At 71.6% G+C, this 22,536-nt stretch carries 24 protein-coding genes; 10 read left to right on the plus strand and 14 right to left on the minus strand.

The window, feature by feature from the left end:
• Positions 1-58: 58 nt before the first annotated feature.
• Positions 59-1,252 (minus strand): glycogen synthase, encoded by a 1,194-nt coding sequence (gene glgA, locus FJ658_RS12705; RefSeq protein ID WP_141145733.1) that lies wholly within the window; start codon positions 1,250-1,252, stop codon positions 59-61.
• An 87-nt stretch (positions 1,253-1,339) separates the two neighbouring features.
• On the opposite strand from glgA, the gene glgC reads away from it, so the two are divergent.
• Both glgC and serB read left to right on the plus strand, forming a co-directional pair.
• Positions 1,340-2,578 (plus strand): glucose-1-phosphate adenylyltransferase, encoded by a 1,239-nt coding sequence (glgC, locus tag FJ658_RS12710; protein WP_141145734.1) that lies wholly within the window; start codon positions 1,340-1,342, stop codon positions 2,576-2,578.
• 32 nt (positions 2,579-2,610) lie between these two features.
• Positions 2,611-3,285, plus strand: coding sequence for a phosphoserine phosphatase SerB (gene serB / locus FJ658_RS12715; protein ID WP_141145888.1), 675 nt, complete (start codon positions 2,611-2,613; stop codon positions 3,283-3,285).
• Between the two features lie 63 nt (positions 3,286-3,348).
• Here serB and FJ658_RS12720 read toward each other — a convergent pair whose 3' ends face one another.
• A complete protein-coding gene (locus tag FJ658_RS12720) occupies positions 3,349-3,537 on the minus strand; it encodes a hypothetical protein (RefSeq protein ID WP_141145735.1) in 189 nt (62 codons plus the stop codon).
• 167 nt (positions 3,538-3,704) lie between these two features.
• The gene (gene fabG / locus FJ658_RS12725) at positions 3,705-4,412 is read right to left on the minus strand and encodes a 3-oxoacyl-ACP reductase FabG (RefSeq protein WP_141145736.1); all 708 of its coding nucleotides are present in this window, start codon (positions 4,410-4,412) and stop codon (positions 3,705-3,707) included.
• Positions 4,413-4,496: 84 nt separating this feature from the next.
• Here fabG and FJ658_RS12730 point away from each other — a divergent pair, with 84 nt between their 5' ends.
• From FJ658_RS12730 to FJ658_RS12740, 3 genes are read left to right on the plus strand one after another with little or no spacing between them, the layout of a single operon-like run.
• Complete coding sequence (locus FJ658_RS12730) at positions 4,497-4,781, plus strand: DUF3099 domain-containing protein (RefSeq protein ID WP_141145737.1); 285 nt, start codon at positions 4,497-4,499, stop codon at positions 4,779-4,781.
• Entirely contained in the window at positions 4,778-5,053 is a 276-nt protein-coding gene (locus FJ658_RS12735) for a hypothetical protein (protein WP_141145738.1), read from the plus strand. The genes FJ658_RS12730 and FJ658_RS12735 overlap by 4 nt, the downstream gene beginning before the upstream one ends.
• On the plus strand, positions 5,050-5,886 hold the full coding sequence (locus tag FJ658_RS12740) for an SURF1 family protein (RefSeq protein ID WP_255447711.1): 837 nt from the start codon (positions 5,050-5,052) through the stop codon (positions 5,884-5,886). The genes FJ658_RS12735 and FJ658_RS12740 overlap by 4 nt, the downstream gene beginning before the upstream one ends.
• A 56-nt stretch (positions 5,887-5,942) precedes the next feature.
• Here the strand turns inward: FJ658_RS12740 and FJ658_RS12745 are convergent, their stop codons facing one another.
• The 4 genes from FJ658_RS12745 to FJ658_RS12760 all read right to left on the minus strand — a co-directional run bounded on the left by FJ658_RS12745 (position 5,943) and on the right by FJ658_RS12760 (position 9,604).
• A complete protein-coding gene (locus FJ658_RS12745; RefSeq protein WP_141145739.1) occupies positions 5,943-7,541 on the minus strand; it encodes an ABC-F family ATP-binding cassette domain-containing protein in 1,599 nt (532 codons plus the stop codon).
• Between the two features lie 106 nt (positions 7,542-7,647).
• Positions 7,648-8,256, minus strand: coding sequence for an energy-coupling factor transporter transmembrane component T (locus FJ658_RS12750; RefSeq protein ID WP_141145740.1), 609 nt, complete (start codon positions 8,254-8,256; stop codon positions 7,648-7,650).
• On the minus strand, positions 8,253-8,981 hold the full coding sequence (locus FJ658_RS12755; RefSeq protein WP_141145741.1) for an energy-coupling factor ABC transporter ATP-binding protein: 729 nt from the start codon (positions 8,979-8,981) through the stop codon (positions 8,253-8,255). Before FJ658_RS12755 ends, FJ658_RS12750 begins: the two co-directional genes overlap by 4 nt.
• Entirely contained in the window at positions 8,978-9,604 is a 627-nt protein-coding gene (locus tag FJ658_RS12760; protein WP_141145742.1) for a biotin transporter BioY, read from the minus strand. The genes FJ658_RS12755 and FJ658_RS12760 overlap by 4 nt, the downstream gene beginning before the upstream one ends.
• Before the next feature lie 116 nt (positions 9,605-9,720).
• On the opposite strand from FJ658_RS12760, the gene FJ658_RS12765 reads away from it, so the two are divergent.
• Positions 9,721-10,377, plus strand: coding sequence for a TetR family transcriptional regulator (locus FJ658_RS12765; protein WP_255447713.1), 657 nt, complete (start codon positions 9,721-9,723; stop codon positions 10,375-10,377).
• Positions 10,374-11,042, plus strand: a complete 669-nt coding sequence (locus FJ658_RS12770) for a biotin transporter BioY (protein WP_141145743.1) — start codon at positions 10,374-10,376, stop codon at positions 11,040-11,042. The genes FJ658_RS12765 and FJ658_RS12770 overlap by 4 nt, the downstream gene beginning before the upstream one ends.
• A 39-nt stretch (positions 11,043-11,081) precedes the next feature.
• Here the strand turns inward: FJ658_RS12770 and FJ658_RS12775 are convergent, their stop codons facing one another.
• From FJ658_RS12775 to FJ658_RS12805, 7 genes are all read right to left on the minus strand, one after another.
• Positions 11,082-11,411, minus strand: coding sequence for a metal-sulfur cluster assembly factor (locus FJ658_RS12775; RefSeq protein WP_141145744.1), 330 nt, complete (start codon positions 11,409-11,411; stop codon positions 11,082-11,084).
• A 20-nt stretch (positions 11,412-11,431) separates the two neighbouring features.
• Entirely contained in the window at positions 11,432-12,190 is a 759-nt protein-coding gene (sufC, locus tag FJ658_RS12780) for a Fe-S cluster assembly ATPase SufC (protein ID WP_141145745.1), read from the minus strand.
• Between the two features lie 34 nt (positions 12,191-12,224).
• Positions 12,225-12,551 carry a non-heme iron oxygenase ferredoxin subunit gene (locus tag FJ658_RS12785; RefSeq protein WP_141145746.1) on the minus strand — a complete coding sequence of 109 codons (327 nt, stop codon included), beginning with the start codon at positions 12,549-12,551 and terminating at the stop codon, positions 12,225-12,227.
• Positions 12,548-13,735, minus strand: coding sequence for a Fe-S cluster assembly protein SufD (gene sufD, locus FJ658_RS12790; RefSeq protein ID WP_141145747.1), 1,188 nt, complete (start codon positions 13,733-13,735; stop codon positions 12,548-12,550). The genes FJ658_RS12785 and sufD overlap by 4 nt, the downstream gene beginning before the upstream one ends.
• Complete coding sequence (gene sufB, locus FJ658_RS12795; RefSeq protein ID WP_141145748.1) at positions 13,732-15,150, minus strand: Fe-S cluster assembly protein SufB; 1,419 nt, start codon at positions 15,148-15,150, stop codon at positions 13,732-13,734. Before sufB ends, sufD begins: the two co-directional genes overlap by 4 nt.
• A gap of 202 nt (positions 15,151-15,352) precedes the next feature.
• Positions 15,353-16,324, minus strand: a complete 972-nt coding sequence (locus FJ658_RS12800; RefSeq protein ID WP_141145749.1) for a heme A synthase — start codon at positions 16,322-16,324, stop codon at positions 15,353-15,355.
• A gap of 13 nt (positions 16,325-16,337) precedes the next feature.
• Complete coding sequence (locus tag FJ658_RS12805) at positions 16,338-17,273, minus strand: heme o synthase (RefSeq protein WP_141145750.1); 936 nt, start codon at positions 17,271-17,273, stop codon at positions 16,338-16,340.
• A gap of 406 nt (positions 17,274-17,679) precedes the next feature.
• On the opposite strand from FJ658_RS12805, the gene tkt reads away from it, so the two are divergent.
• From tkt to FJ658_RS12820, 3 genes are read left to right on the plus strand one after another with little or no spacing between them, the layout of a single operon-like run.
• On the plus strand, positions 17,680-19,779 hold the full coding sequence (gene tkt, locus FJ658_RS12810) for a transketolase (RefSeq protein WP_141145751.1): 2,100 nt from the start codon (positions 17,680-17,682) through the stop codon (positions 19,777-19,779).
• 36 nt (positions 19,780-19,815) lie between these two features.
• The gene (gene tal / locus FJ658_RS12815) at positions 19,816-20,931 is read left to right on the plus strand and encodes a transaldolase (RefSeq protein WP_141145752.1); all 1,116 of its coding nucleotides are present in this window, start codon (positions 19,816-19,818) and stop codon (positions 20,929-20,931) included.
• The gene (locus FJ658_RS12820; protein ID WP_141145753.1) at positions 20,928-22,535 is read left to right on the plus strand and encodes a glucose-6-phosphate isomerase; all 1,608 of its coding nucleotides are present in this window, start codon (positions 20,928-20,930) and stop codon (positions 22,533-22,535) included. The genes tal and FJ658_RS12820 overlap by 4 nt, the downstream gene beginning before the upstream one ends.
• Position 22,536: the final 1 nt, after the last annotated feature.

A 22,536-nucleotide genomic window follows, 5' to 3' on the forward strand; every position in this document is an offset into this window, starting at 1 on the left:
GTCGCCCGGGCGGCTCCCGAGCCGGCGGCGGCTCGTCAGTGTGAGCGGCGCCGGGTGCTCAGGCGAGCACGCGGTCGTAGATGGCGCGGGTCGCCTCGGCGATGCTCGTCCAGGCGAACTGCGCCTCGGCCCGGGCGCGGCCGGCCTCGCCGTAGCGACGGGCCTGCTCGGGGTCGGAGACGACCTCGGTGAGCGTGCGCGCGAGATCGGCGACGAAGGTCTCCGGATCGATCGGCGTGCCGGTGCCGTCGTCGACCTGCTCGATCGGCACGAGGCGGCCGGTCACGCCGTCGTCGACGACCTCGGGGATGCCGCCGGTGGCGGTGCCGACCACGGCGGCGCCGCAGGCCATCGCCTCGAGGTTGACGATGCCGAGCGGCTCGTAGACCGAGGGGCAGACGAAGGTGGTGGCCTGCGAGAGCACGGCGCTGAGCTCGTGGCGGCTCAGGATGCGCTCGATCCACACGACGCCGGTGCGCTCCTGCTGCAGCAGGTTCACGCCCGCCTGCACCTCGGCCAGGATCTCGGGGGTGTCGGGCGCGCCGGCGCAGAGCACGAGCTGCACGTCGGCGGGCAGGCTGCGCGCCGCCTGCAGCAGGTAGGGCAGGCCCTTCTGCCGGGTGATGCGGCCGACGAAGACGACGCTCGGGCGATCGGGGTCGATGCCGAGCTCGCGCAGCACCTCGCCGTCGTCGACGCGCTGCCAGCGGCTCAGGTCGATTCCGTTGTGCACGACATGCACGCGCGTCTCGTCGAGGTCGGGGTAGCTGCGCACGATGTCGAGGGCCATGCCGTTCGAGACCGCGATCACCGCATCCGCCGCTTCGAAGGCGGTCTTCTCGATCCAGCTCGACACGCGGTAGCCCCCGCCGAGCTGCTCGGCCTTCCAGGGGCGCAGCGGCTCGAGGCTGTGCGCGGTCACGACATGCGGGATGCCGTGCAGCAGCTTCGAGAAATGTCCGGCGCCGTTCGCGTACCAGGTGTGCGAGTGCACGAGGTCGGCGCCGGCGGTGTCCTGCGCGATCGAGAGGTCGACGCCGAGGGTCGCGAGCGCGGGGTTGGCGGAGGTCAGCGTCGGGGGCACGAGGTAGCTCGTCACGCCGTCCTCGTCGCGCGGCATGCCGAAGGCGCGCACCTGCACGTCGAGGTCATCCTGCGTGGCGCGGAGCGCGGTCACGAGCTCGGCGACGTGCACGCCCGCACCTCCGTAGACCTCCGGCGGGAACTCACGGCTCAGCAGGTCGACTCGCATGGAGCCGACGGTAGCGCAGACTGACCGGCGCCTGTACGGATCGATCCATGCTGGTCGCGCGCCGCTCCCGCCCCGTATGTTGGCCCCATGGCATCGAGGAAGATCTTCGGAATCGTTCTGGCAGGGGGCGAGGGGAAGAGACTGATGCCCCTCACGGCCGACCGCGCGAAGCCCGCGGTCCCGTTCGCCGGCGGCTACCGCCTGATCGACTTCGCGTTGTCGAACCTCGTGAACTCCGGCCTGCGCCAGGTCGTCGTGCTGACGCAGTACAAGTCGCACTCGCTCGACCGCCACGTCTCGCAGACCTGGCGCCTCTCGGGCATGCTCGGCGCCTACGTGGCCTCGGTGCCGGCGCAGCAGCGTCTGGGCAAGCGCTGGTTCAGCGGCTCGGCCGACGCGATCCTGCAGAGCCTCAACCTGCTGCGCGACGAGAAGCCCGACATCGTGGTCGTGGTCGGCGCCGATCACGTCTACCGCATGGACTTCAGCCAGATGATCGAGGCGCACATCGCCTCGGGCGCCGGCGCGACGGTCGCGGCGATCCGCCAGCCGATCGCGCTCGCCGACCAGTTCGGCGTGATCCAGACGGATGCCGACGACCCGACGCGCATCGCCGAGTTCCTCGAGAAGCCGAAGAACCCGGTCGGCCTCGCCGACTCCCCCGGCGAGGTGCTCGCCTCGATGGGCAACTACGTCTTCGACGCCGACGTGCTGATGGATGCCGTCATCCGCGACGGGGAGAAGCCCGACTCGAACCACGACATGGGCGGCGACATCGTGCCCGACTTCGTGTCGCGCGGCGATGCAGCGGTCTACGACCTCAACCGCAACGAGGTGCCCGGCTCGACCGACCGCGACAAGTTCTACTGGCGCGACGTCGGCACGATCGACAGCTTCTTCGAGGCCCACCAGGACCTCATCTCGTCGCTGCCGGTGTTCAACCTCTACAACCGCGACTGGCCGATCTTCAGCCAGCAGCTCAACTCGCCGCCGGCGAAGTTCGTGCGCGACGAGGTCGGCTCGATCGGCACGATGATCGACTCGATCGTCTCGCTCGGCGTCGTGATCGTGGGCGGGCACGTGGAGCGCAGTGTTATCGGACCCTGGACGACGGTCGACTCGGGCGGCAAGGTCGTCGACTCGATCCTGTTCGACCAGGTCTCGGTGGGCGCGGGCGCCGTCGTGCAGCGCGCCATCCTCGACAAGGAGGTCGTGGTGTCGCCCGGCGCACAGGTGGGCGTGGACCACGCCGCGGACCGCGCGCGCGGCTTCACCGTGACCGACTCGGGCATCACCGTGGTGGGCAAGGGCGAGCGGGTCGACTGACCCCGTCCGCGACTGACCTCGACGGCGTCGTGATGCGCGTCCCCGCGCCGCTAGGCTCGGGAGCCGTGCCTCGCTTTCTCGTCGTGCTCGATGTCGACTCCACGCTGATCGAGAACGAGGTGATCGAGCTGCTCGCCGACGAGGCGGGCTCCGCCGAGGCCGTGCGCGACGTCACGTTCCGCGCGATGAACGGCGAGCTCGACTTCGAGCAGAGCCTGCGCGAGCGCGCCGCCACCCTGGCCGGCCTCGACGCGGACGTCTTCGCCCGCGTCGGCGAGAAGGTCGTCGTGACGCCGGGTGTGCCCGAGCTGGTCGCCGGCGTGCAGGCCGCGGGCGGGCGGGTCGCGGTCGTCTCGGGCGGGTTCCACGAGGTCGTCGACCCGGTCGCCGAGCGGCTGGGTCTCGACCACTGGCGAGCGAACCGGCTCGAGGTCGTCGACGGCCGCCTCACCGGCGGGCTGACCGGGCCGATCATCGACGCGGCGGCGAAGTCGACCGCGCTGCGCGAGTGGGCCGACGCGCTCGGGGTGCCGCTCAGCCAGACCGTCGCGATCGGCGACGGCGCCAACGACCTCGACATGATGTCGATCTGCGGGCTCTCGATCGGCTTCGACGCGAAGGCCCCGGTGCGCGACGAGGCGGCCGTGCTGCTCGACCGCCGTGACCTGTCGCTCGTGCTGCCGCTGCTCGGCCTTCCCCGCGGCTGAGTCACGGCCGGGCGGTGCGCCGGCCCTCGGCTGACGAAGCCCCGCGTACTCACGAGCCGCGGGTCAGAGGAAGCTGACGACCGCCAGCACGACGACGACGGCGAGGGACACGACCCCGATCGGGATCAGCACCGCGCGACGCACCGGCTCGCGCATCCCGCCGCGGTTCAGAGCCGTGCTCGCCACCAGCAGGGTCGCGAACAGGATGCCCGCCGTCAGCAGCAGGCCGATCGCGAGCGGGATCGGCAGCACGCCGTCGCCCGTGCCGCGCAGCGCGGTCGCGACGAGCGGCGCCGAGACGAGCCACTGGATGCCGGCGCCGATCAGGCCGATGCCGATCGCCGGGGCGACGACCCGCCCGGTGGAGGCCTGCTCGGGCTGCGGCTCGCGCGACGCGGAGCCGCCCGGCTGCCGCCGGCTCAGTGCCCCATCCCGAGACCGCCGTCGACGGGGATGACCGCGCCGGAGATGTAGCCGGCGTCGTCGCCCGCGAGCCAGGTCACGACGCGCGCGACCTCGTTCGCGCTGGCGTAGCGCCCGGCGGGGATCGCCTTCAGGTACTCGGCCTGCTGCGCCTCGGGAAGCGAGGCCGTCATCTCGGTCTCGATGAAGCCGGGGGCGACGACGTTGGCCGTGATGCCGCGGGCGCCGAGCTCGCGGGTGAGCGAGCGGGCCATGCCGACCAGGCCGGCCTTCGACGCGGAGTAGTTGACCTGGCCGGCGCTGCCGTACAGCCCGACGACGCTCGAGATCAGCACGATGCGGCCGAACCGGGCCTTGAGCATCCCCTTCGACGCCCGCTTGACGACGCGGAAGGCGCCGCCGAGGTTCGTGTCGACGACGTCGTGGAAGTCGTCGTCGCTCATGCGCATGAGCAGCGTGTCGCGGGTGATGCCGGCGTTGGCGACGACGACCTCGATCGGGCCGAGCTGCTGCTCGACCTCGGTGAACGCGGTGTCGAGCGCGGCCGTGTCGGTCACGTCGGCACGCACCGTCAGCGTGCCCTCCGGGCCCTCGCCCGAACGGGCGGTGACGGCGACGCGGTGGCCCTGGGCCACGAACTCCTCCGCGATCGCGCGGCCGATGCCGCGATTGCCGCCGGTGATGAGCACGGTGCGAGAGGTCATGACTCACGAGCCTATCCGCGCGCAGGACGGCTCCCGGCATCCGTGCCGGTTCGCGCGCCGCGACGGACGTACTCTTGAGGGGCCATGCGCACCGAGCACGCCACCGTCACCGAGCTGCCGCTCTCTCCCGAGCAGGAGCGGCGCTCGCGCATGATCAAGTACGTCGTGGCGATGTCGATCCGCGTCGTCTGCATCATCCTCTGCGTCGTCGTGAAGGGATGGTGGCTCGTGCTGCCGATCGCGGGCGCCGTCTTCCTGCCCTACTTCGCCGTCGTCGTCGCCAACGCGGGCGGCAGCCACGCGCCGCGCCGGCGCGTGCTGCGGCCCGGCGCGATCGTGCGCTCCTCGCGACGGGACGACGCGGCGTGATCGGACTCGGCTCGCTCGGGCTCGGCGGCGACCCCGACCGCCCGACCTGCTCCAGCGCGGCATGCCGCGCCGCCGCGAGCTGGCGGGTCAACTGGCGCAATCCCCGCATCCACACCGCCGACCGGGTGAAGGTCTGGCTCGCGTGCGACGAGCACCGCTCGAGCCTGAGCGACTACCTCGCGACCCGCGGCTTCCCCGTTCTCGTGAGCGCGCTCGACGAGCCGGTGGATGCGGTGCCCGACGCCGCGACGTCGGCGGGAGCCGGCTCGTGATCGCCGCGATCGGCCGTTTCCTGCAGCGCTGGGGCGGCTATCTCGCCCTCGTGATCGTCTTCGCGATCGCCTGCGCGCTGCTCTCGAACTGGCAGTGGGAGCGCCGCGCCGAGGCCGTCGCCGCCATCCAGCGCGTCGTCGACAACTACGACGCGAAGCCGGTCGCTCTCGACACGGTGCTGCCCGAGCTCGACTCCTGGAAGCTCGACGACGAGTGGACGCCCGTGACCCTGACCGGGCGCTACCTGCGCGCCGACCAGACGCTCGTGCGCAACCGCCCGCTCGAGGGCAACCCGGGTTGGGAGGTGCTCGTCCCGCTGCAGCTCGACGACGGACGCGTGTTCCTCGTCGACCGGGGCTGGGTCTCGGTGGGCGACACGCAGGACCTGCCCGACAGCATCCCGGCCGCGCCGAAGGGCGAGGTCACGGTGGTCGCGCGCCTCAAGCCGAGCGAGCCGACGATCGGGGCGAGCACCTCGACGAAGGGGCAGCTGGCGAGCATCCATCTGCCGACCGTCGCCGAGCACCTCGCCGGCGAGCAGGTCTACACGGGCGCCTACGGGCTGCTCGCGAGCGAGACCCCGTCGGCCGCGACCGCGACGCTGTCGACCAAGCCCGACCCCGACGAGGGTCCGCACCTGTCGTATGCGCTGCAGTGGATCGCCTTCGGCATCCTCGCCTTCGTCGGCCTGGTGTGGGCCGTGCGCCGCGAGCGGCGGATCGCCCGCGAGGAGGCCGCCGAGCGCGCCGGCCTGCCGGCACCCGAGCCGAAGCGGCCGCGCCGCAAGACAGACGCGGACATCGAGGACGAGCTGCTCGACCGGGTCGGCTGAGTCCGAGCCCCGCTCTGACGCGAGCTCGATCGGGTCGGCTGAGTCCGGTTCCCCGGCTACGCCAGCTCGACGAGCTCGGCGTACTCCTTGTTCCAGTGGTCCTCGACGCCGTCGGGCAGGATCAGCACCCGCTCGGGGTTGAGCGCCTCGACCGCGCCGGGGTCGTGCGAGACGAGCACGACGGCGCCTCTGTAGCCGGCCAGAGCCGAGAGGATCTCCTCGCGGCTCGCCGGATCGAGGTTGTTCGTCGGCTCGTCGAGCAGCAGCACGTTCGCGCCCGAGACCACGATCATCGCCAGCGCGAGACGGGTCTTCTCGCCGCCGGAGAGCACCCCGGCGGGCTTGTGCCCGTCGTCGCCCGTGAACAGGAACGAGCCGAGCACCTTGCGGGCCTCGGTGTCGTTGAGGTTGGGTGACGAGGTCTTCATGTTCTCGAGCACGGTGCGCTTGACGTCGATCGTCTCGTGCTCCTGCGCGTAGTAGCCGATGCGCAGGCCGTGACCCGGCTCGACGCGGCCCGTGTCGGGCGCATCCACGCCGGCGAGCATGCGCAGCAGCGTCGTCTTTCCGGCGCCGTTGAAGCCCAGCACGACGACCTTCGAGCCGCGGTCGATCGCCAGGTCGACGGCCGTGAAGATCTCGAGCGAGCCGTAGCTCTTCGACAGATTGGATGCGGCCAGCGGCGTGCGACCGCAGGCGGCCGGCTCGGGGAAGCGCAGCTTCGCGACGCGGTCGACCTGACGCACCTCGTCGAGGCCCGAGAGCATCTTCTCGGCGCGGGCGACCATCTGGTGCGCGGCGGCGGCCTTCGAGGCCTTCGCGCCGAAGCGGGCGGCCTGCTGCTGCAGCTGCGTGGCCTTCTTCTCGACGTTGACGCGCTCCTTCTTGCGGCGCTCCTCGTCGGCCTCGCGCTGGCGCAGGTAGTGCTTCCAGCCCATGTTGTAGACATCGATGACCTGGCGATTCGCATCCAGGTAGAAGACCTTGTTGACGGTCTCGCCGACCAGCTCGACGTCGTGGCTGATCATGATGACGCCGCCCGGGTAGCCCTTGAGGAACTCGCGCAGCCACACGACGCTGTCGGCGTCGAGGTGGTTGGTGGGCTCGTCGAGCAGCATCGTGTCGGCGCCCGAGAACAGGATGCGCGCGAGCTCGATGCGGCGACGCTGACCGCCCGAGAGGGTCTTGAGCGGCTGGTCGAGGATGCGGTCGGGCAGCGCCAGGTTCGACGCGATCGCGGCGGCCTCGGCCTCGGCGGCGTAACCGCCCTGCGCGAGGAAGCGGTCTTCGAGGCGGCCGTAGCGGGCCATCGCAGCCTCGCTGACCTTCGGGTCGGGCGAGCCCATGTCGTCGGTCGCGGCCCGCAGCTCGAGGGCGATCTGGCCGAGGCCGCGGGCGTCGAGGATGCGCGTGCGCGCGGTCGACTCCGGGTCGCCGGAGCGCGGGTCCTGCGGCAGGTAGCCGATCTCGCCCGTACGATCGATGCGGCCGGCCGTGGGCAGGCCCTCGCCGGCGAGGATCTTGGTCATCGTCGTCTTGCCAGCGCCGTTGCGGCCGACGAGGCCGATCTTGTCGCCGGCGTCGACGCGGAAGTTCACGTTCTCCATGAGGAGACGCGCCCCGACGCGGAGTTCGAGGTCGTGGACGGCGAGCACGATGATGATCCGATCTGCGGGAGGCCCGCGGAGGAGGTGGGCGTCGGCGGCGACGGCGGCCGGACGGCCAGCTGCCCAGTCTAGGCGCTCCGGACCGGACTCGCCGTCAGTCGATGCCGCGGGCGCTCAGCGCGTCGGCCACGTCGTCGGCGTGACGCAGCGCGAGCACGAGCAGCGGCACGACCGCACGCACGCCGAGGCGCACCCCGCGGGCCTGCTGCGCCTCGCGCACCTGCCGCGCCAGCTCGGCGATCACGGGGATCATCGTGATCGCCAGCGACAACGTCAGGCTGACGCGGCGCGGATCGACGCCGACTCGGGCCAGCGGCGCCAGCAGCCGCTCGAGCGTCGTCAGCAGCTCGGCTGTGCGGGTCGTGAGGCTCAGGAGCCCGGCGAGCACGACGATCGCGACGACGCGCACGGTGTTGTTCGCGGCTTCGGCGGGACCCAGGAAGATCAGCTGGGTCACGACCATGAGCACGACGATCCAGCGCGTCGACCAGAGCTGGCGCAGCAGCGGCCGTGCGGCGAGCCCAGCGAGGGCGTAGAGCAGGACCACGAGCACGAGCCCGGCACCCGCGAGCACCAGCCCGAGGAGCGCCGGCTCGCGCGGCAGCAGCGAGAGCGCCAGCCCGAGCACGGCCAGCAGCAGCAGCTTCACGCCCGCGGGGGCGCGGTGCACGAGGCTGTCGCCGGGCAGGTAGACCGCGATCACGCGTGCAGCGCCCGGTAGTCGGCGATCAGCGCGGCGGGCTCCCCCGCATCCACCAGACGCCCCTCGGCGAAGCGCAGGGCCACGTCGCAGCGCGCCGCCAGCTCGAGGTCGTGCGTGACCACGACGAGCTGCGCATCCAGGTCGTCGATGAGGATCCCGCCGATGCGACGTGCGTTGCCGAGGTCGAGCAGCGTGGTCGGCTCGTCGGCGATCACGAGCGCCGGCTCGCGGATCAGCACGGCCGCCAGGGCGAGCAGCTGCTTCTGCCCGCCCGAGAGCTGGTGCGCGGGCGCGTCGGCCAGCTCGGACATCCCGAAGCGGGCCAGCGTGCCCGCGACGCGCTCGACGACCGCGGCGCGGTCGAGCCCGCTCCCCCGCAGCGAGAACGCGACGTCGTCGGCCACGGTGGGCATCAGGATCTGCGCATCCGGGTTCGTGAAGACGACGCCGACCGCGGCGCGCAGAGCCTTCCGCCCGCGCTCCACATCGATCCCGTGCACGCGCACCGTACCGCGCGTCGGCGGCACGAGCCCGCCGAGCAGCCGGGTGAAGGTCGACTTGCCCGAGCCGTTCGCGCCGATGACGGCCACGCGGCGCTGATCGAGCCGCGCATCCACGCCCGACAGCACCGGCGTGCCGCCGAGTTCGACGTCGACTCCCGACAGCTCGATGACGGCGCCGGGCGGTCGACCGGGATGCGGTTCGGCGGGCTGCGCGGGCGTCATCGCGCCGCGGTCTCCTCGACCGACGTCGGCGCAGCAGAGCGGACGCCCCGACGCTCGGCGCGGCGGCCGAACGCCGGCGGGTAGGCGCGCCAGAGCGCGAGCGTCAGCAGCGTCGCCACCACGACCTTGATCAGATCGCCCGGGATGAAGGCGAGACTCGAGATGATCGTCGCGCCGAGCGGCAGACCCGTCACGAGCGACTGCACGGGGATGCCGCAGGTGTAGATCACGACGATGCCGCCGATGACCGCGCCGAGCGCCACGCGCCACCCGGCGAGCGCACCGCGGCCGCTGTGCGCCACGAGGCCGGTCACGAAGGCGCCCGGCAGCCAGCCGAGCAGGTAGCCCGCGGTCACGCCGACGAACACGGCCGGTCCACCGTGCCCGCCGGAGAGCAGCGGGAGCCCGACGAGCACGAGCAGCTCGAACACGGCGACGGCCGCGAGTCCGCGCAGCGGGCCGAGCACGGTGCCCGCCAGCACGACCCCGAGGGTCTGCGCCGTGATCGGCACGAGGCCGGGAACCGGGATCGGGCCGGGCAGCCCGAGCACCGCGATGATCGCGGCGAAGACGGCGATGCGCGCGAGGTCGCGGGTGTCGAAGCGGGAGGCGGTGCGGGCCATGTCGGCTCCTCGGGTCGGACGGCGGTGGAGCGCGACGCGAGCGGATCACCGCCGGACTCCGGAACGGCGCTCTCCTGAACACCGTTCACCTGAACGCCGTTCACTATAGTGGCGTCATGGCCTCCGACCGCGCGCACGCCCGTCACGACCGGGACTCCGTGATCGACGCGGCCCTGCGCCTGCTCGACGAGCACGGACTCCCCGAGCTCACGATGCGCCGCCTCGCCGGCGCCCTCGATGTGCAGCCCAGCGCGCTCTACTGGCACGTCGAGAACAAGCAGACGCTGCTGGCGGCCGTCGCCGACCGCATCCTCGCCGCCGCCCGCCCCGCGCCTGGTCCCGGCCTCGACTGGCGCGATGCGACCCGCCACGAGGTGCTCGCGGTCCGGGATGCGCTGCTCACCTACCGCGACGGAGCCGAGGTCGTGCTCAGCACGCGGGCCCTCGGTCTCGGCGGCGACGACGCGCTGCAGCGCATCTCCGCCGCGCTCGGACGCGGCCACGACGCGACCACCGCCCGCCGCGCCGCGACCGCGCTACTGCACCTCGTGCTCGGCGATGCGACGCTCGTGCAGCAGCGCATCCAGGCCGACAGCCTCGGCGTCACGACGCGTACGGCGGCGCTCGACCCCACCGGCCCGGCCGCCGACGTCGACACCGTGCGGACCGGACTCGAGCTCGTGCTCGACGGACTCGCCGCCGACACGGACGCCGCCGTCGATCCTGCCGCCGAGGCCGCCACGGCCCCGTATCGCCCGGAGCGCCGAGCATGAGCTTCGCCGTCTCGCGCCGGCTCGTGCTCGCCGACCGGCTGATCGGGCGATCGCTTCTCGGCGACATCGGCCTGGTCGCCGGAGGCGTCCTGTTCACAGCCGTGCTCGCGCAGGTCTCGATCGAGCTGCCCATCGTGCCGATCACCGGCCAGACGCTCGCCGTGCTGCTGGTCGGAGCGACCCTCGGCGCCGCCCGCGGCGCGCTGTCGATGATCGTCTACGCGGCCGCCGGAGCCGCCGGCCTCCCCGTCTTCAGCGGCCTGAGCAGCGGCGTGCACGTGCTGCTCGGCACGACCGGTGGCTTCATCGTCAGCTATGTCGTGTCGGCCGCGTTCGTCGGCTGGCTCTCGGAGCAGGCCTGGGATCGACGCCGCGTCACGGCGATGCTCACGTTCCTCGGCGGCACGGTCGTCACCTTCGCGATCGGCGTGCCGTGGCTCTACGCCTCGCTCACGCGGCTCGGGCCCGAGGTCTGGCGCGCCGAGGGCTATGACAGCGCGCTCGCCGCGGCGTTCGGGCTCGGACTGCTCCCGTTCATCCCGGGCGGCATCATCAAGGCCGGCCTCGCGGCGGTGCTCATCCCGCTGTGCTGGCGCGGTGCCGACGCCCTCGAGGCGCGACGCGAGCGTCGCCGTTCGGCAGCGGCCTCCGCGCCCGTCGGCTGAGGGTCACCCGACCGCGCGGGTCGGGGCTGACGGCTGACGTCAGATGCTGAAGCCGATCGCGCGCATCATGTCGCGACCGTCGTCGGTGATGCGCTCCGGACCCCACGGCGGCATCCACACCCAGTTGATGCGGAAGCGCTCGACGATGCCGTCGAGCGACTGCCCGACCTGCTCCTCGATCACATCGGTGAGCGGGCATCCGGCCGAGGTCAGCGTCATCGAGATGATGAGCGCGTCGTTCTCGTCGTCCCAGGCGAGGTCGTAGACCAGGCCGAGGTCGACGATGTTGACCCCGAGCTCGGGATCGATCACGTTCTTCAGGCCCTCCTCGACGTCGTCGAAGAGCTTCGGCTCGAGAGCAGTGGGCATGGTGACCTCCTGGCCGGAGCCTACGCCTGGGCGGTGAGGTAGCGGTCGTAGCCCTCGTCCTCGAGGCGGTCGGCCAGCTCGCGGCCGCCCTCCTCGGCGACACGGCCGTTCACGAAGACGTGCACGTGCGTCGGCTGGATGTATCGCAGGATGCGCGTGTAGTGCGTGATGAGCAGCACGCCGAGGTCGGTCTCCTGGTGGGCGCGGTTGACGCCCTCGGAGACGATCTTGAGCGCATCCACGTCGAGGCCCGAGTCGGTCTCGTCGAGCACGGCGAAGCGCGGCTTCAGCAGCTCGAGCTGCAGGATCTCGTGGCGCTTCTTCTCGCCGCCCGAGAAGCCCTCGTTGACGTTGCGGGCCGAGAACGAGCTGTCCATGCGCAGCTTGTCCATCTGCTCGTTGACGGTCTTGGCCCAGCCGCGGATCGCGGGGGCCTCGCCGTCGATCGCCGTCTTGGCGGTGCGCAGGAAGTTCGCCACCGTGACGCCGGGGATCTCGACCGGGTACTGCATCGCGAGGAAGAGGCCGGCGCGGGCGCGCTCGTCGACGCTCATCTCGAGCACGTTCTCGCCGTCGAGGGTGATCGAGCCGCCGTCGACGTTGTAGCGCGGGTGGCCGGCGATCGTATAGGCGAGCGTCGACTTGCCCGAGCCGTTGGGGCCCATGATCGCGTGGATCTCGCCGCTCGCGATCGTCAGGTCGACGCCCTTGAGGATCGGCTTCGTGCCCTGGTCGGTCTCGATGCTGACCTGCAGGTCGCGGATCTCGAGGGTGCTCATGCTTCTTCCTTGCTGATTCGGTTCAGTGCTGCGGTCAGACCGCGAGCTTCTGGCTCGGGTCGATGTAGACGTCGCCGTCGATGATCTCGACCGCGAAGACGGGGACCGGCTCGTACGCCGGCAGGGTGAGGGGCTTGCCGGTCGTCAGCTCGAACTTCGAGCCGTGCGCCCAGCATTCGAGGCTGCCGTCGTCGACGAAGCCCTCGGCGAGCGAGATGTCGCCGTGCGTGCAGGTGTCGCCGATCGCGTGCACCGCACCGGCCGAGTCGAGCACGACGGCGATCGCGACGCCCTCGACGACGACGCGGTGCGCTTCGTCCTGCGTCAGCTCGTCGAGTGCCAGCACCCGGGTCGCGCTCATGCCCCGGCCTTCGAGGCCGGCGCGAGGTCTGCACCGCGGGCGAGCTCCGCCTCGATGTCGGCCGCGAGACGCTCCTCGAGCTCGGGGATGCCGATGCGCTGCACGATCTCCATCAGGAACCCGGCGACGACGAGACGGCGGGCCGTCTCCTCGGTGATGCCCCGCGCCTGCAGGTAGAACAGCTGCTCGTCGTCGAACCGGCCGGTCGCGCTCGCGTGGCCGGCTCCGGCGATGTCGCCCGTCTCGATCTCGAGGTTCGGGATGCTGTCGGCGCGGGTGCCGTCGGTCAGCACGAGGTTCTGGTTCTTCTCGTAGCTGTCGGTTCCCGTCGCATCCGGCCCGATCAGCACGTCGCCGATCCAGACCGTGCGGGCTCCGGCGCCCTGGAGGGCGCCCTTGTAGAGCACGTCGCCCTTCGTGTCGGGGCCCTCGTGGAAGAGGTAGACCTGCGACTCGAGGTGCTGGCCGGAGTCGGAGAAGGCGAGCCCGTAGAGCGCGGTCTCGGCGCCCTCGCCGGCGAGGCGCACCGAAGGGTTGACGCGCACGACGCCGCCGCCGAACGAGACGACGATGTGCTTGAGGTTCGCGCGGGCGCCGACGACGGCCTGGTGAGCGGAGGCGTGCACCGCGGTGTCGTCCCACTGCTGCACGCTGATGAGCGTCAGGTCGGCCTTGTCGCGCACGATGATCTCGACGTTCTGCGCGAGCGCCGCCGATCCGCTGTGCTCGAGCACGACGGTCGCGTTGCTGCCGGGCAGGGCCTCGACCACGATGTGGGCGTTCGCGTGGCCGGCGGCGTCGACACCGCGCAGCCGCACGAACACCGGCTCGGCGATGGCCTCGCCCTCGGGGATGCGCACGTGCAGCCCGGTCTCGCTGCGCTTCCAGGCGATCGCGCTCGGCAGGTCCTCGGGGCGGAAGATCTCGCCGCGCACGGCGTCGCCCTCGGCGGGCGCGATCAGTCCGGCGGCCTCGAGAGCGGTCACGTCGAACTCGACGGCGCCCGAGGTCTCCTCATCGACGAACAGCGGCGCCAGGCGCGCCACGTCCGACAGCTTCCAGTTGACCTCGCGCCCGGTGGGCGTGCCGAAGTCGGCCGGGTCGAAGGAGGTCGGGCGCTCCGAGCGCGTCTGGATCGGCGCCGCCGATCCGGGGGTGGACGGGGCGGTGTCGACCAGGGTCATCCGACGCTGCCTTCCATGCTCATCTCGATGAGCTTGTTCAGTTCCAGGGCGTACTCCATCGGCAGCTCGCGCGCGATCGGCTCGATGAAGCCGCGCACGATCATGGCCATGGCCTCGTCTTCGGGCATGCCGCGCGACTGCAGGTAGAACAGCTGCTCCTCGCTCACGCGCGACACGGTCGCCTCGTGGCCGAGCTGCACGTCGTCGACGCGGATGTCGATCGCGGGGTAGGTGTCCGAGCGCGAGATGGTGTCGACCAGCAGCGCGTCGCAGCGCACCGTGTTGGCGGCGTGGTGGGCATTCGCATCCACCCGCACCTCACCGCGGTAGCCCGCACGGCCGCCGCCGCGCGCGATCGACTTCGAGACGATCGACGACGTCGTGTACGGCGCCATGTGGATCATCTTCGCGCCGGCGTCCTGGTGCTGGCCGGGGCCCGCGAACGCGACCGACAGGGTCTCGCCCTTGGCGTGCTCGCCCGCGAGGTAGATCGACGGGTACTTCATCGTCACCTTCGAGCCGATGTTGCCGTCGATCCACTCCATGGTCGCGCCCTCGTGCGCGATCGCGCGCTTGGTGACCAGGTTGTACACGTTGTTCGACCAGTTCTGGATCGTCGTGTAGCGCACGCGGGCGTTCTTCTTCACGATGATCTCGACGACGGCCGAGTGCAGCGAGTCGGACTTGTAGATCGGCGCCGTGCAGCCCTCGATGTAGTGCACGTAGCTGCCCTCGTCGGCGATGATCAGCGTGCGCTCGAACTGGCCCATGTTCTCGGTGTTGATGCGGAAGTAGGCCTGCAGCGGGATCTCGACGTGCACGCCCTTGGGCACGTACACGAAGGAGCCGCCCGACCAGACGGCCGTGTTCAGCGCGGCGAACTTGTTGTCGCCCGAGGGGATGACCGAGCCGAAGTACTCCTCGAAGAACTCCGGGTGCTCCTTGAGCGCCGTGTCGGTGTCCATGAAGATGACGCCCTGACGCTCCAGGTCCTCCTGGATCTGGTGGTAGACGACCTCGGACTCGTACTGCGCGGCGACGCCGGCGACGAGGCGCTTGCGCTCGGCCTCGGGGATGCCCAGGCGGTCGTAGGTGTTGCGGATGTCCTCGGGCAGGTCCTCCCACGACTGGGCCTGCTTCTCGGTCGACCGCACGAAGTACTTGATGTTGTCGAAATCGATGCCCGTGAGGTCGGCGCCCCAGGTCGGCATCGGCTTGCGGTGGAAGATGCTGAGCGCCTTGAGGCGGTTCTTCGTCATCCACTCGGGTTCGCTCTTCAGCTGCGAGATCTCGCTGACGATCTGGTCGGAGAGCCCGCGCTTGGCGATCGCGCCGGCGGCGTCGGAATCCGCCCAGCCGAACTCGTACTGGCCGAGGGAGGCGAGTTCGGGTCGGTCGATGAGCACATCGGACATGGGTTACCTCGTTTCTGCCGAAGCGGACTGTCCTGTCCGTGTCGGTCGCGTCGGGCTGCGCATCCGGATCCGGAGGATCGGCGTCGCAGACGCTGCGGTTCAGGCGCCGGGCTCGTCCGGAAGCCGGGGCGAGCGACCGTGCTCCTGAACCCATCAAGACTACAGGGCGCGAAGCCCGAACGCAGGCGCGCGCACGGCCTGTTCAGGATGCGGTGACCGCGGGCTCCTCGGCGGCGGCCCGCGGCGCGCTCACGTCGTGCACGGCGAAGAGCCGCGTGTCGGTGTCGAGCAGCACGCGCAGCGCGCCGATCCACACCAGCGCCGCGCCGACCAGGTGCAACGCGACCTGCCACTCGGGCAGCCCGGTCAGCGCCTGCGTCGCGCCGAGCGCGCCCTGCAGCACGGTGACGACGATGAACGCGATCACGCGGCGACGCGCGAGCGGATACCCGCGCAGGGCGAGCAGCAGCGCGATCGCGAGCACGAGCACGCCCGAGCCGAGCACGGCGTGCACGACCGTGACCGAGGCCCAGTCGAAGGGCATGCGCGGAACGTCCGTCGAGTCGCCCGAGTGCGGGCCCGAGCCGGTCACGAGGGTGCCGACGAGGATCAGCAGCAGCGTCAGCGAGACCAGCGCCCAGGCGAGTCCGCGGGCCAGGCGCGGCGCGCGCGGCGGATGCTCCTGCCGCAGCCCGGCGCGGGCGCGGTGCCAGGTGAGCGTCGCCGTGGCGAGCAGTCCGATCGCGAGCACGAAGTGCACCGCGACCATCCAGGGGCTCAGCTTGAACAGCACCGTGAAGCCGCCGGCCACCGCGTTCGCGACGACGAGCCAGAACTGCGACCAGGCGAGACGGGTCAGCACGCGGTCGCGCGGGCGCTGCAGTCGCGCCGCGACGATCGCCCAGCCGACCGCCACGATGAGCAGGCCCGTCAGCATCCGGTTCGTCTGCTCGATCAGCAGGTGGATGGAGTCGGGCACGACCAGGATGACGCTCTCGCCGTCGCAGGTCGGCCAGGTCGGGCAGCCGAGGCCCGAGCCGGTGACGCGCACGACTCCCCCGCCGAGCACGATCAGCACGCTCACCACGAGCGCCGCGGTCGTGCCCCAGCGCAGCGCGCGCGGGCCGAGCCGCCAGCGCGCGGCCGCCCAGCCGAGCGGGGTCGTGATCCTCATCGCCGCGCCTCGATCAGAACGGGATCGGCAGGTGCACGAGCGGGTCGATGCCCACCGCGAGGAAGACCAGCGTGAGGTAGCTGATGCTGGCGTGGAACACGCGCATCGGCTTGATCTCGGCGCCACGCACGGCACGGCCGTAGAGCTTGTGCGACTCGACCACGAACCAGGCGCCCGAGGCGAGGGCCGCGACGCCGTAGATCATGCCCATCTGCGCGAGCGGCACGAGCAGCAGCGAGCACGCCACGGTCGCCCAGGCGTAGAGCACGACCTGCAGGCCGACCGCGGTGCCGCCGCGCACGACGCCGAGCATCGGCACCGAGACGGCCGCGTAGTCGGCCTTGTAGCGCATCGAGAGCGGCCAGTAGTGCGGCGGCGTCCAGAGGAACACGATGCCGAACAGGATGACGGGCGCCCAGTCGAGCGAGCCCGTCACGGCCGCCCAGCCGATCAGCACCGGCATGCAGCCGGCCGCGCCGCCCCAGACGATGTTCTGCGGCGTGCGGCGCTTGAGCCACAGCGTGTAGACGAAGACGTAGAAGAGGATCGCGACGAGCGAGAGCCCCGCGGCGAGCCAGGTCGTGACGACGCCGAGCCAGACGATCGACACGACGCCGGTCGTGAGGGCGAAGACGAAGGCCTCGCGCGGGCTCAGCTCGCCGGTCACGAGCGGACGCTTCTTCGTGCGCTCCATGACCTTGTCGATGTCGCGGTCGATGTAGCAGTTGAAGGCGTTGGCCGACGCCGCCGACAGCGTGCCGCCGACCAGCGTGGCGAGCACGAGCCAGAGGTTCGGGATGCCGCCCGCGGCGAGGATCATGACCGGCGCGGTCGTGACCAGCAGCAGCTCGATCACCCGCGGCTTGGTCAGCGCGACGTAGGCCTTGACCTTGCGGCGGACGCCGATCCGCTCGAGCTGCGGGCTCGCGGTGTCGGCGACAGGCTGCATGGTTCCTCGGGGTGACGATCCGGCGGGGTGAGCGCCGGGTGGCGACGCGGATGACGCGGGATGACGCGCCGGCGGCCCGGACGGCCGCCCGCCGGAGGTGACCCGGCGACTCCCTGAGTCTAGGCGATCCGCGCGCGCACGCCGACACGGCGCCCGGACCCGCCCGGTGCCCGGCGCGGGCTCGGCGCCGCCTGTGCGCCGCCTCCGATTCGGCGGCGGACGTGAGCACAGCACTAGGATCGGGACTGCTCGCCGACCGTCGCCTTCCACCCCCGGCCGACATCCCCGGTGCTCCGAGATGAGCAGCGCGGGAATCCGGCGCGGTGCGCCGACGACGACGACGGCGAGATGTCCAACCATCCGCGATGAATCCGTCCGTCGCACAGCACATGAAGGGTCACTCTCCGTGGCAGCTCTCTCCTGGGAACCCATCGACGCGAAGGCAGTGGACACGGCGAGGGTTCTCGCCGCCGATGCCGTGGAGAAGGTCGGCAACGGCCATCCCGGCACCGCGATCAGCCTCGCTCCGGCCGCCTACCTGCTGTTCCAGAAGGTCATGCGTCGCGACCCGAGCGACGACCAGTGGATCGGCCGCGACCGCTTCATCCTGTCGGCGGGCCACAGCTCGCTGACGCAGTACGTGCAGCTCTACCTCGGCGGATACGGGCTCGAGCTCAAGGACCTCGAGGAGCTGCGCACCTGGGGTTCGCTGACCCCCGGCCACCCCGAGTACGGCCACACCAAGGGCGTCGAGATCACGACCGGCCCGCTCGGCCAGGGACTCGCCTCGGCCGTCGGCTTCGCCTACGCCCAGCGCTACGAGCGCGGTCTGTTCGACCCCGAGTCGGCGCCCGGCACGAGCCCCTTCGACCACCACGTCTACGTGATCGCCAGCGACGGCGACATCCAGGAGGGCGTCACCAGCGAGGCCGGCTCGCTCGCCGGTCTGCAGCAGCTCGGCAACCTCATCGCGATCTACGACTCGAACCAGATCTCGATCGAGGACGACACCGACATCGCCCTCGGCGAGGACGTCGCCGCCCGCTACGCCGCCTACGGCTGGCAGGTGCAGACGGTCGACTGGAACACGAAGGCCGGCTACGTCGAGAACGTGCAGGAGCTGTTCGACGCGATCGAGACCGCCAAGGCGAACACGACGCAGCCGTCGCTGATCGTGCTGAAGACGATCATCGGATGGCCGTCGCCCACCAAGCAGAACACCGGCAAGATCCACGGATCCGCGCTCGGCGGCGACGAGGTCTCCGGCCTGAAGAAGGTGCTCGGCTTCGACCCCGAGAAGCACTTCGACGTCGCCGACGACGTGATCGCGCACACGCGCCGCGCGATCGAGCGCGGCCAGGCCGAGCGCGCCGAATGGCAGACCGGCTTCGACGCCTGGGCCGCCGCGAACCCCGAGCGCAAGGTGCTGTTCGACCGCCTCGAGGCGGGCGAGCTGCCCGACGGCCTGGGCGAGGCGCTCCCGGTCTTCGAGCCGGGCAAGGACGTCTCGACCCGCGTCGCGTCGGGCAAGGCCATCAACGCCGTCGCCGGGCTCCTCCCCGAGTTCTGGGGCGGATCGGCCGACCTGGCCGAGTCGAACAACACCACGATCGAGGAGGCCGGCTCCTTCGCGCCGGCCGAGCGCTCGACCGCGATGTGGAAAGCCAACCCCTACGGCCGCGTGCTGCACTTCGGCATCCGCGAGCACGCCATGGGCGCGATCGTCAACGGCATCGTGCTGCACGGCAAGACGCGGGCCTTCGGCGCGACCTTCCTGATCTTCAGCGACTACATGCGCCCCGCCGTGCGTCTGGCCGCCCTCATGGGCATCCCGTCGGTCTACGTCTGGACGCATGACTCGGTCGCGCTCGGCGAGGACGGCCCGACCCACCAGCCGGTCGAGACCCTGACGGCGCTGCGCGCCATCCCGAACCTGACGATCGTGCGCCCCGCCGACGCCAACGAGACGGCGTGGGCGTGGAAGGCGATCCTCGAGCACCGCGACGGCCCCGTCGGCCTGGTGCTGAGCCGCCAGAACCTGCCCGTGTTCGAGCGCGGCGAGGGCGACGCGTCCGGCGACGTCTTCGGCGCCGCGTCGAACACCGCCAAGGGCGCCTACGTGCTCGCCGAGGCCCCGAACGGCACGCCCGACGTGATCTTCCTGGCCACCGGCTCGGAGGTGCAGCTCGCCGTCGAGGCGCGCGAGGTGCTGCGCGGTCAGGGCGTCAACGCCCGCGTCGTGTCGGTGCCCAGCCAGGAGTGGTTCCTGGCGCAGTCGGCCGAGTACCGCGAGTCGGTGCTGCCGGCCGCCGTGAAGGCCCGCGTCTCGATCGAGGCCGGCCTGAAGCTCACCTGGGCGCCGTTCCTCGGCGACGCCGGGCGCAGCGTCTCGATCGAGCACTTCGGCGCCTCCGCCGACTACAAGACCCTCTTCCGCGAGTTCGGCATCACGACCGAGGCGGCCGTCGCGGCCGCCGTCGAGTCGATCGCCGCCGCCCGCGCCTGACGAGTCAGAACAGACAGAGAGAAGAAGAAGCGGATCATGTCCGACACCACAACCCCCACCGCCCAGCTCTCCGCCGTCGGCGTCAGCATCTGGCTCGACGACCTGTCGCGTGAGCGCATCGCCTCCGGCGGCCTCGAGAAGCTGATCGCCGAGCGCGACGTCGTCGGCGTCACCACGAACCCGACGATCTTCGCGGGCGCGCTCGCCAAGGGCGAGGCCTACGACGAGCAGGTCGCGAAGCTGGCCGCCTCGGGCGCCAACGTCACCGAGGCCGTCTTCGCCATCACGACCGACGACGTGCGCGCCGCGTCCGACGTCTTCCGCGGCGTCTACGACGCGACCGCGGGCCAAGACGGCCGCGTCTCGATCGAGGTCGAGCCCGGCCTCGCGCACGACGCCGCCGGCACGATCGCCCAGGCCCAGCAGCTCTGGGACACGGTCGACCGCCCCAACGCGATGATCAAGATCCCCGCGACCCTCGAGGGCCTCGAGGCGATCACCGAGGTCATCGGCCGCGGCATCAGCGTCAACGTGACCCTGATCTTCAGCCTCGAGCGCCACCGACAGGTCATCAAGGCCTACCTCGCCGGCCTCGAGAAGGCGAAGGCCGCGGGCATCGACCTGTCGACCATCCGCTCGGTGGCGTCGTTCTTCGTGTCGCGCGTCGACACCGAGACCGACAAGCGCCTGGCCGAGATCGGCACCGACGAGGCCGTGGCGCTGAAGAGCAAGCTCGGCGTCGCGAACGCCCAGCTCGCCTACCGCCTCTTCGAGGAGGAGTTCGCGACCGAGCAGGCGAAGGCCCTGCTCGAGGCCGGCGCGCACCCGCAGCGCCCGCTCTGGGCCTCGACCGGCGTCAAGGACCCGAGCCTGCCCGACACGCTCTACGTGACCGAGCTCGCCGTCGCCGGCGTCGTCAACACGATGCCCGAGAAGACGCTCGAGGCGACCTTCGACCACGGCGTCATCGAGGGCGACGCGGTCACCGGCTCCTACGCCGCGGCCGACGAGGTCTTCGCCGCCATCGCCGCGGCCGGCGTCGACTACGACGACGTCAGCGCCGTGCTCGAGAAGGAGGGCGTGGAGAAGTTCATCGTCAGCTGGAACGAGCTGCTCGACACCGTCACGGCAGCTCTGGAGGCGGCCAAGTGAGTGCCACCGTGCACGCCACCGGCGCCGCGGCCGAGGCCGTGGCGCGGGTGGTGCCGCAGCTCGTCGCCGACGGCGTCGCGAGCGGCATCACCACGCAGGACCCGACCCTCTGGGGCGAGGCCGCCGAGTCCGAGTCGGCCAAGCGCCTCGGCTGGGTCGAGGCGGCCGCGGTCAGCGCGCCGCTCGTCGACGAGATCCTCGCCCTGCGCGAGCAGCTGCACAGCAAGGGCGTCGAGCACATCGTGCTCGGCGGCATGGGCGGCTCCTCGCTCGCGCCCGAGGTCATCACCCGCACCTACGGCGTGCCGCTGACGGTGCTCGACTCGACCGATCCGCGCCAGGTGCGCGCCGCCCTCGACGACCGCCTCGCGGCGACCGCCGTGGTGATCTCGTCGAAGTCGGGCTCGACGCTCGAGACCGACAGCCAGAAGCGCGTCTACGAGGCGGCGTTCCGCGAGGCCGGCATCGAGCCGACCGAGCGCATCGTGATCGTGACCGACCCGGGCTCGCCGCTCGACGAGTCCGCGCGCGCCGACGGCTACCGCGTCTTCAACGCCGACCCCAACGTGGGCGGCCGCTACTCGGCGCTCACCGCCTTCGGCCTCGTGCCGAGCGGACTGGCCGGCGCCGACATCCGCGAGCTGCTCGACGAGGTGCAGGCCGCCTCGCTCGAGCTCGCGATCGACCGCGACAGCAACCCGGGTCTCGTGCTGGGCGCCGCCATCGGCGGCACGCAGCCCCTGCGCGACAAGATCGTGATCGTCGCCGACGGCACCCACATCGTGGGCTTCGGCGACTGGGTCGAGCAGCTGATCGCCGAGTCGACCGGCAAGGACGGCACCGGGCTGCTGCCCGTCGTCGTGGGCGTGGATGCTCCCGAGCTCTCCTCCCCCGCCGCCGACGTGCAGATCGTGCGTCTGGTGGCCGACGCCGACGCGACCCGCGAGGTGCGCGAGGGCGAGATCGAGGTCTCGGGCTCGCTCGGCGCGCAGATGCTGACCTGGGAGTACGCGACCGCGGTCGCCGGGCGCCTGCTCGGCATCAACCCCTTCGACCAGCCCGACGTCGAGTCGGCCAAGGCCGCCGCGCGCAGCCTGCTCGAGGCCACCCCGGCCGCGGAGGAGCCGCTGTTCGTCGACGGCGCCGTGCAGGTGCGGGTGAAGGGCGACCTCGCCCCCGCCGAGCACACCGTGGCGTCCGCTGTTCAGGCGCTCGTCGCCGCGCTGCCCGCCGACGGCTACGTCGCGGTGCAGGCCTACCTCGACCGGCTCGCGCACGCCGAGCTCGAGTCGGTGCGGGATGCGCTCGCCAGCGCATCCGGACGCCCCGTCACCTTCGGCTGGGGCCCCCGCTTCCTGCACTCGACCGGCCAGTACCACAAGGGCGGAGCGCCGGTCGGCGTGTTCCTGCAGATCGTCGCCGACGCCGACAGCGACGGCCCCGACCTGCCGATCCCCGAGCGGCCCTTCACCTTCGGCCAGCTCATCCGGGCTCAGGCCGCGGGTGACGCGACGGTGCTCGCCGAGCACGGCCGCCCGGTGCTGACGCTCACGCTGAGCGACGTGGCGGCGGGAATCGCCCAGATCCGCGCGGCGGTCGCCTGAG

The sequence above is a fragment of the Schumannella sp. 10F1B-5-1 genome, from assembly GCF_006517535.1.
Taxonomy (GTDB): domain Bacteria; phylum Actinomycetota; class Actinomycetes; order Actinomycetales; family Microbacteriaceae; genus Schumannella.

Bases quoted from the DNA above. Each gene is read 5' to 3' on its own strand.
- glgA (WP_141145733.1), bottom strand. From the start codon at position 1,252: ATGCGAGTCGACCTGCTGAGCCGTGAGTTCCCGCCGGAGGTCTACGGA.
- glgC (WP_141145734.1), top strand. From the start codon at position 1,340: ATGGCATCGAGGAAGATCTTCGGAATCGTTCTGGCAGGGGGCGAGGGG.
- serB (WP_141145888.1), top strand. From the start codon at position 2,611: ATGCGCGTCCCCGCGCCGCTAGGCTCGGGAGCCGTGCCTCGCTTTCTC.
- fabG (WP_141145736.1), bottom strand. From the start codon at position 4,412: ATGACCTCTCGCACCGTGCTCATCACCGGCGGCAATCGCGGCATCGGC.
- FJ658_RS12730 (WP_141145737.1), top strand. From the start codon at position 4,497: ATGCGCACCGAGCACGCCACCGTCACCGAGCTGCCGCTCTCTCCCGAG.
- FJ658_RS12755 (WP_141145741.1), bottom strand. From the start codon at position 8,981: ATGACGCCCGCGCAGCCCGCCGAACCGCATCCCGGTCGACCGCCCGGC.
- FJ658_RS12760 (WP_141145742.1), bottom strand. From the start codon at position 9,604: ATGGCCCGCACCGCCTCCCGCTTCGACACCCGCGACCTCGCGCGCATC.
- FJ658_RS12765 (WP_255447713.1), top strand. From the start codon at position 9,721: ATGGCCTCCGACCGCGCGCACGCCCGTCACGACCGGGACTCCGTGATC.
- FJ658_RS12770 (WP_141145743.1), top strand. From the start codon at position 10,374: ATGAGCTTCGCCGTCTCGCGCCGGCTCGTGCTCGCCGACCGGCTGATC.
- FJ658_RS12775 (WP_141145744.1), bottom strand. From the start codon at position 11,411: ATGCCCACTGCTCTCGAGCCGAAGCTCTTCGACGACGTCGAGGAGGGC.
- sufC (WP_141145745.1), bottom strand. From the start codon at position 12,190: ATGAGCACCCTCGAGATCCGCGACCTGCAGGTCAGCATCGAGACCGAC.
- FJ658_RS12785 (WP_141145746.1), bottom strand. From the start codon at position 12,551: ATGAGCGCGACCCGGGTGCTGGCACTCGACGAGCTGACGCAGGACGAA.
- sufD (WP_141145747.1), bottom strand. From the start codon at position 13,735: ATGACCCTGGTCGACACCGCCCCGTCCACCCCCGGATCGGCGGCGCCG.
- sufB (WP_141145748.1), bottom strand. From the start codon at position 15,150: ATGTCCGATGTGCTCATCGACCGACCCGAACTCGCCTCCCTCGGCCAG.
- FJ658_RS12800 (WP_141145749.1), bottom strand. From the start codon at position 16,324: ATGAGGATCACGACCCCGCTCGGCTGGGCGGCCGCGCGCTGGCGGCTC.
- FJ658_RS12805 (WP_141145750.1), bottom strand. From the start codon at position 17,273: ATGCAGCCTGTCGCCGACACCGCGAGCCCGCAGCTCGAGCGGATCGGC.
- tal (WP_141145752.1), top strand. From the start codon at position 19,816: ATGTCCGACACCACAACCCCCACCGCCCAGCTCTCCGCCGTCGGCGTC.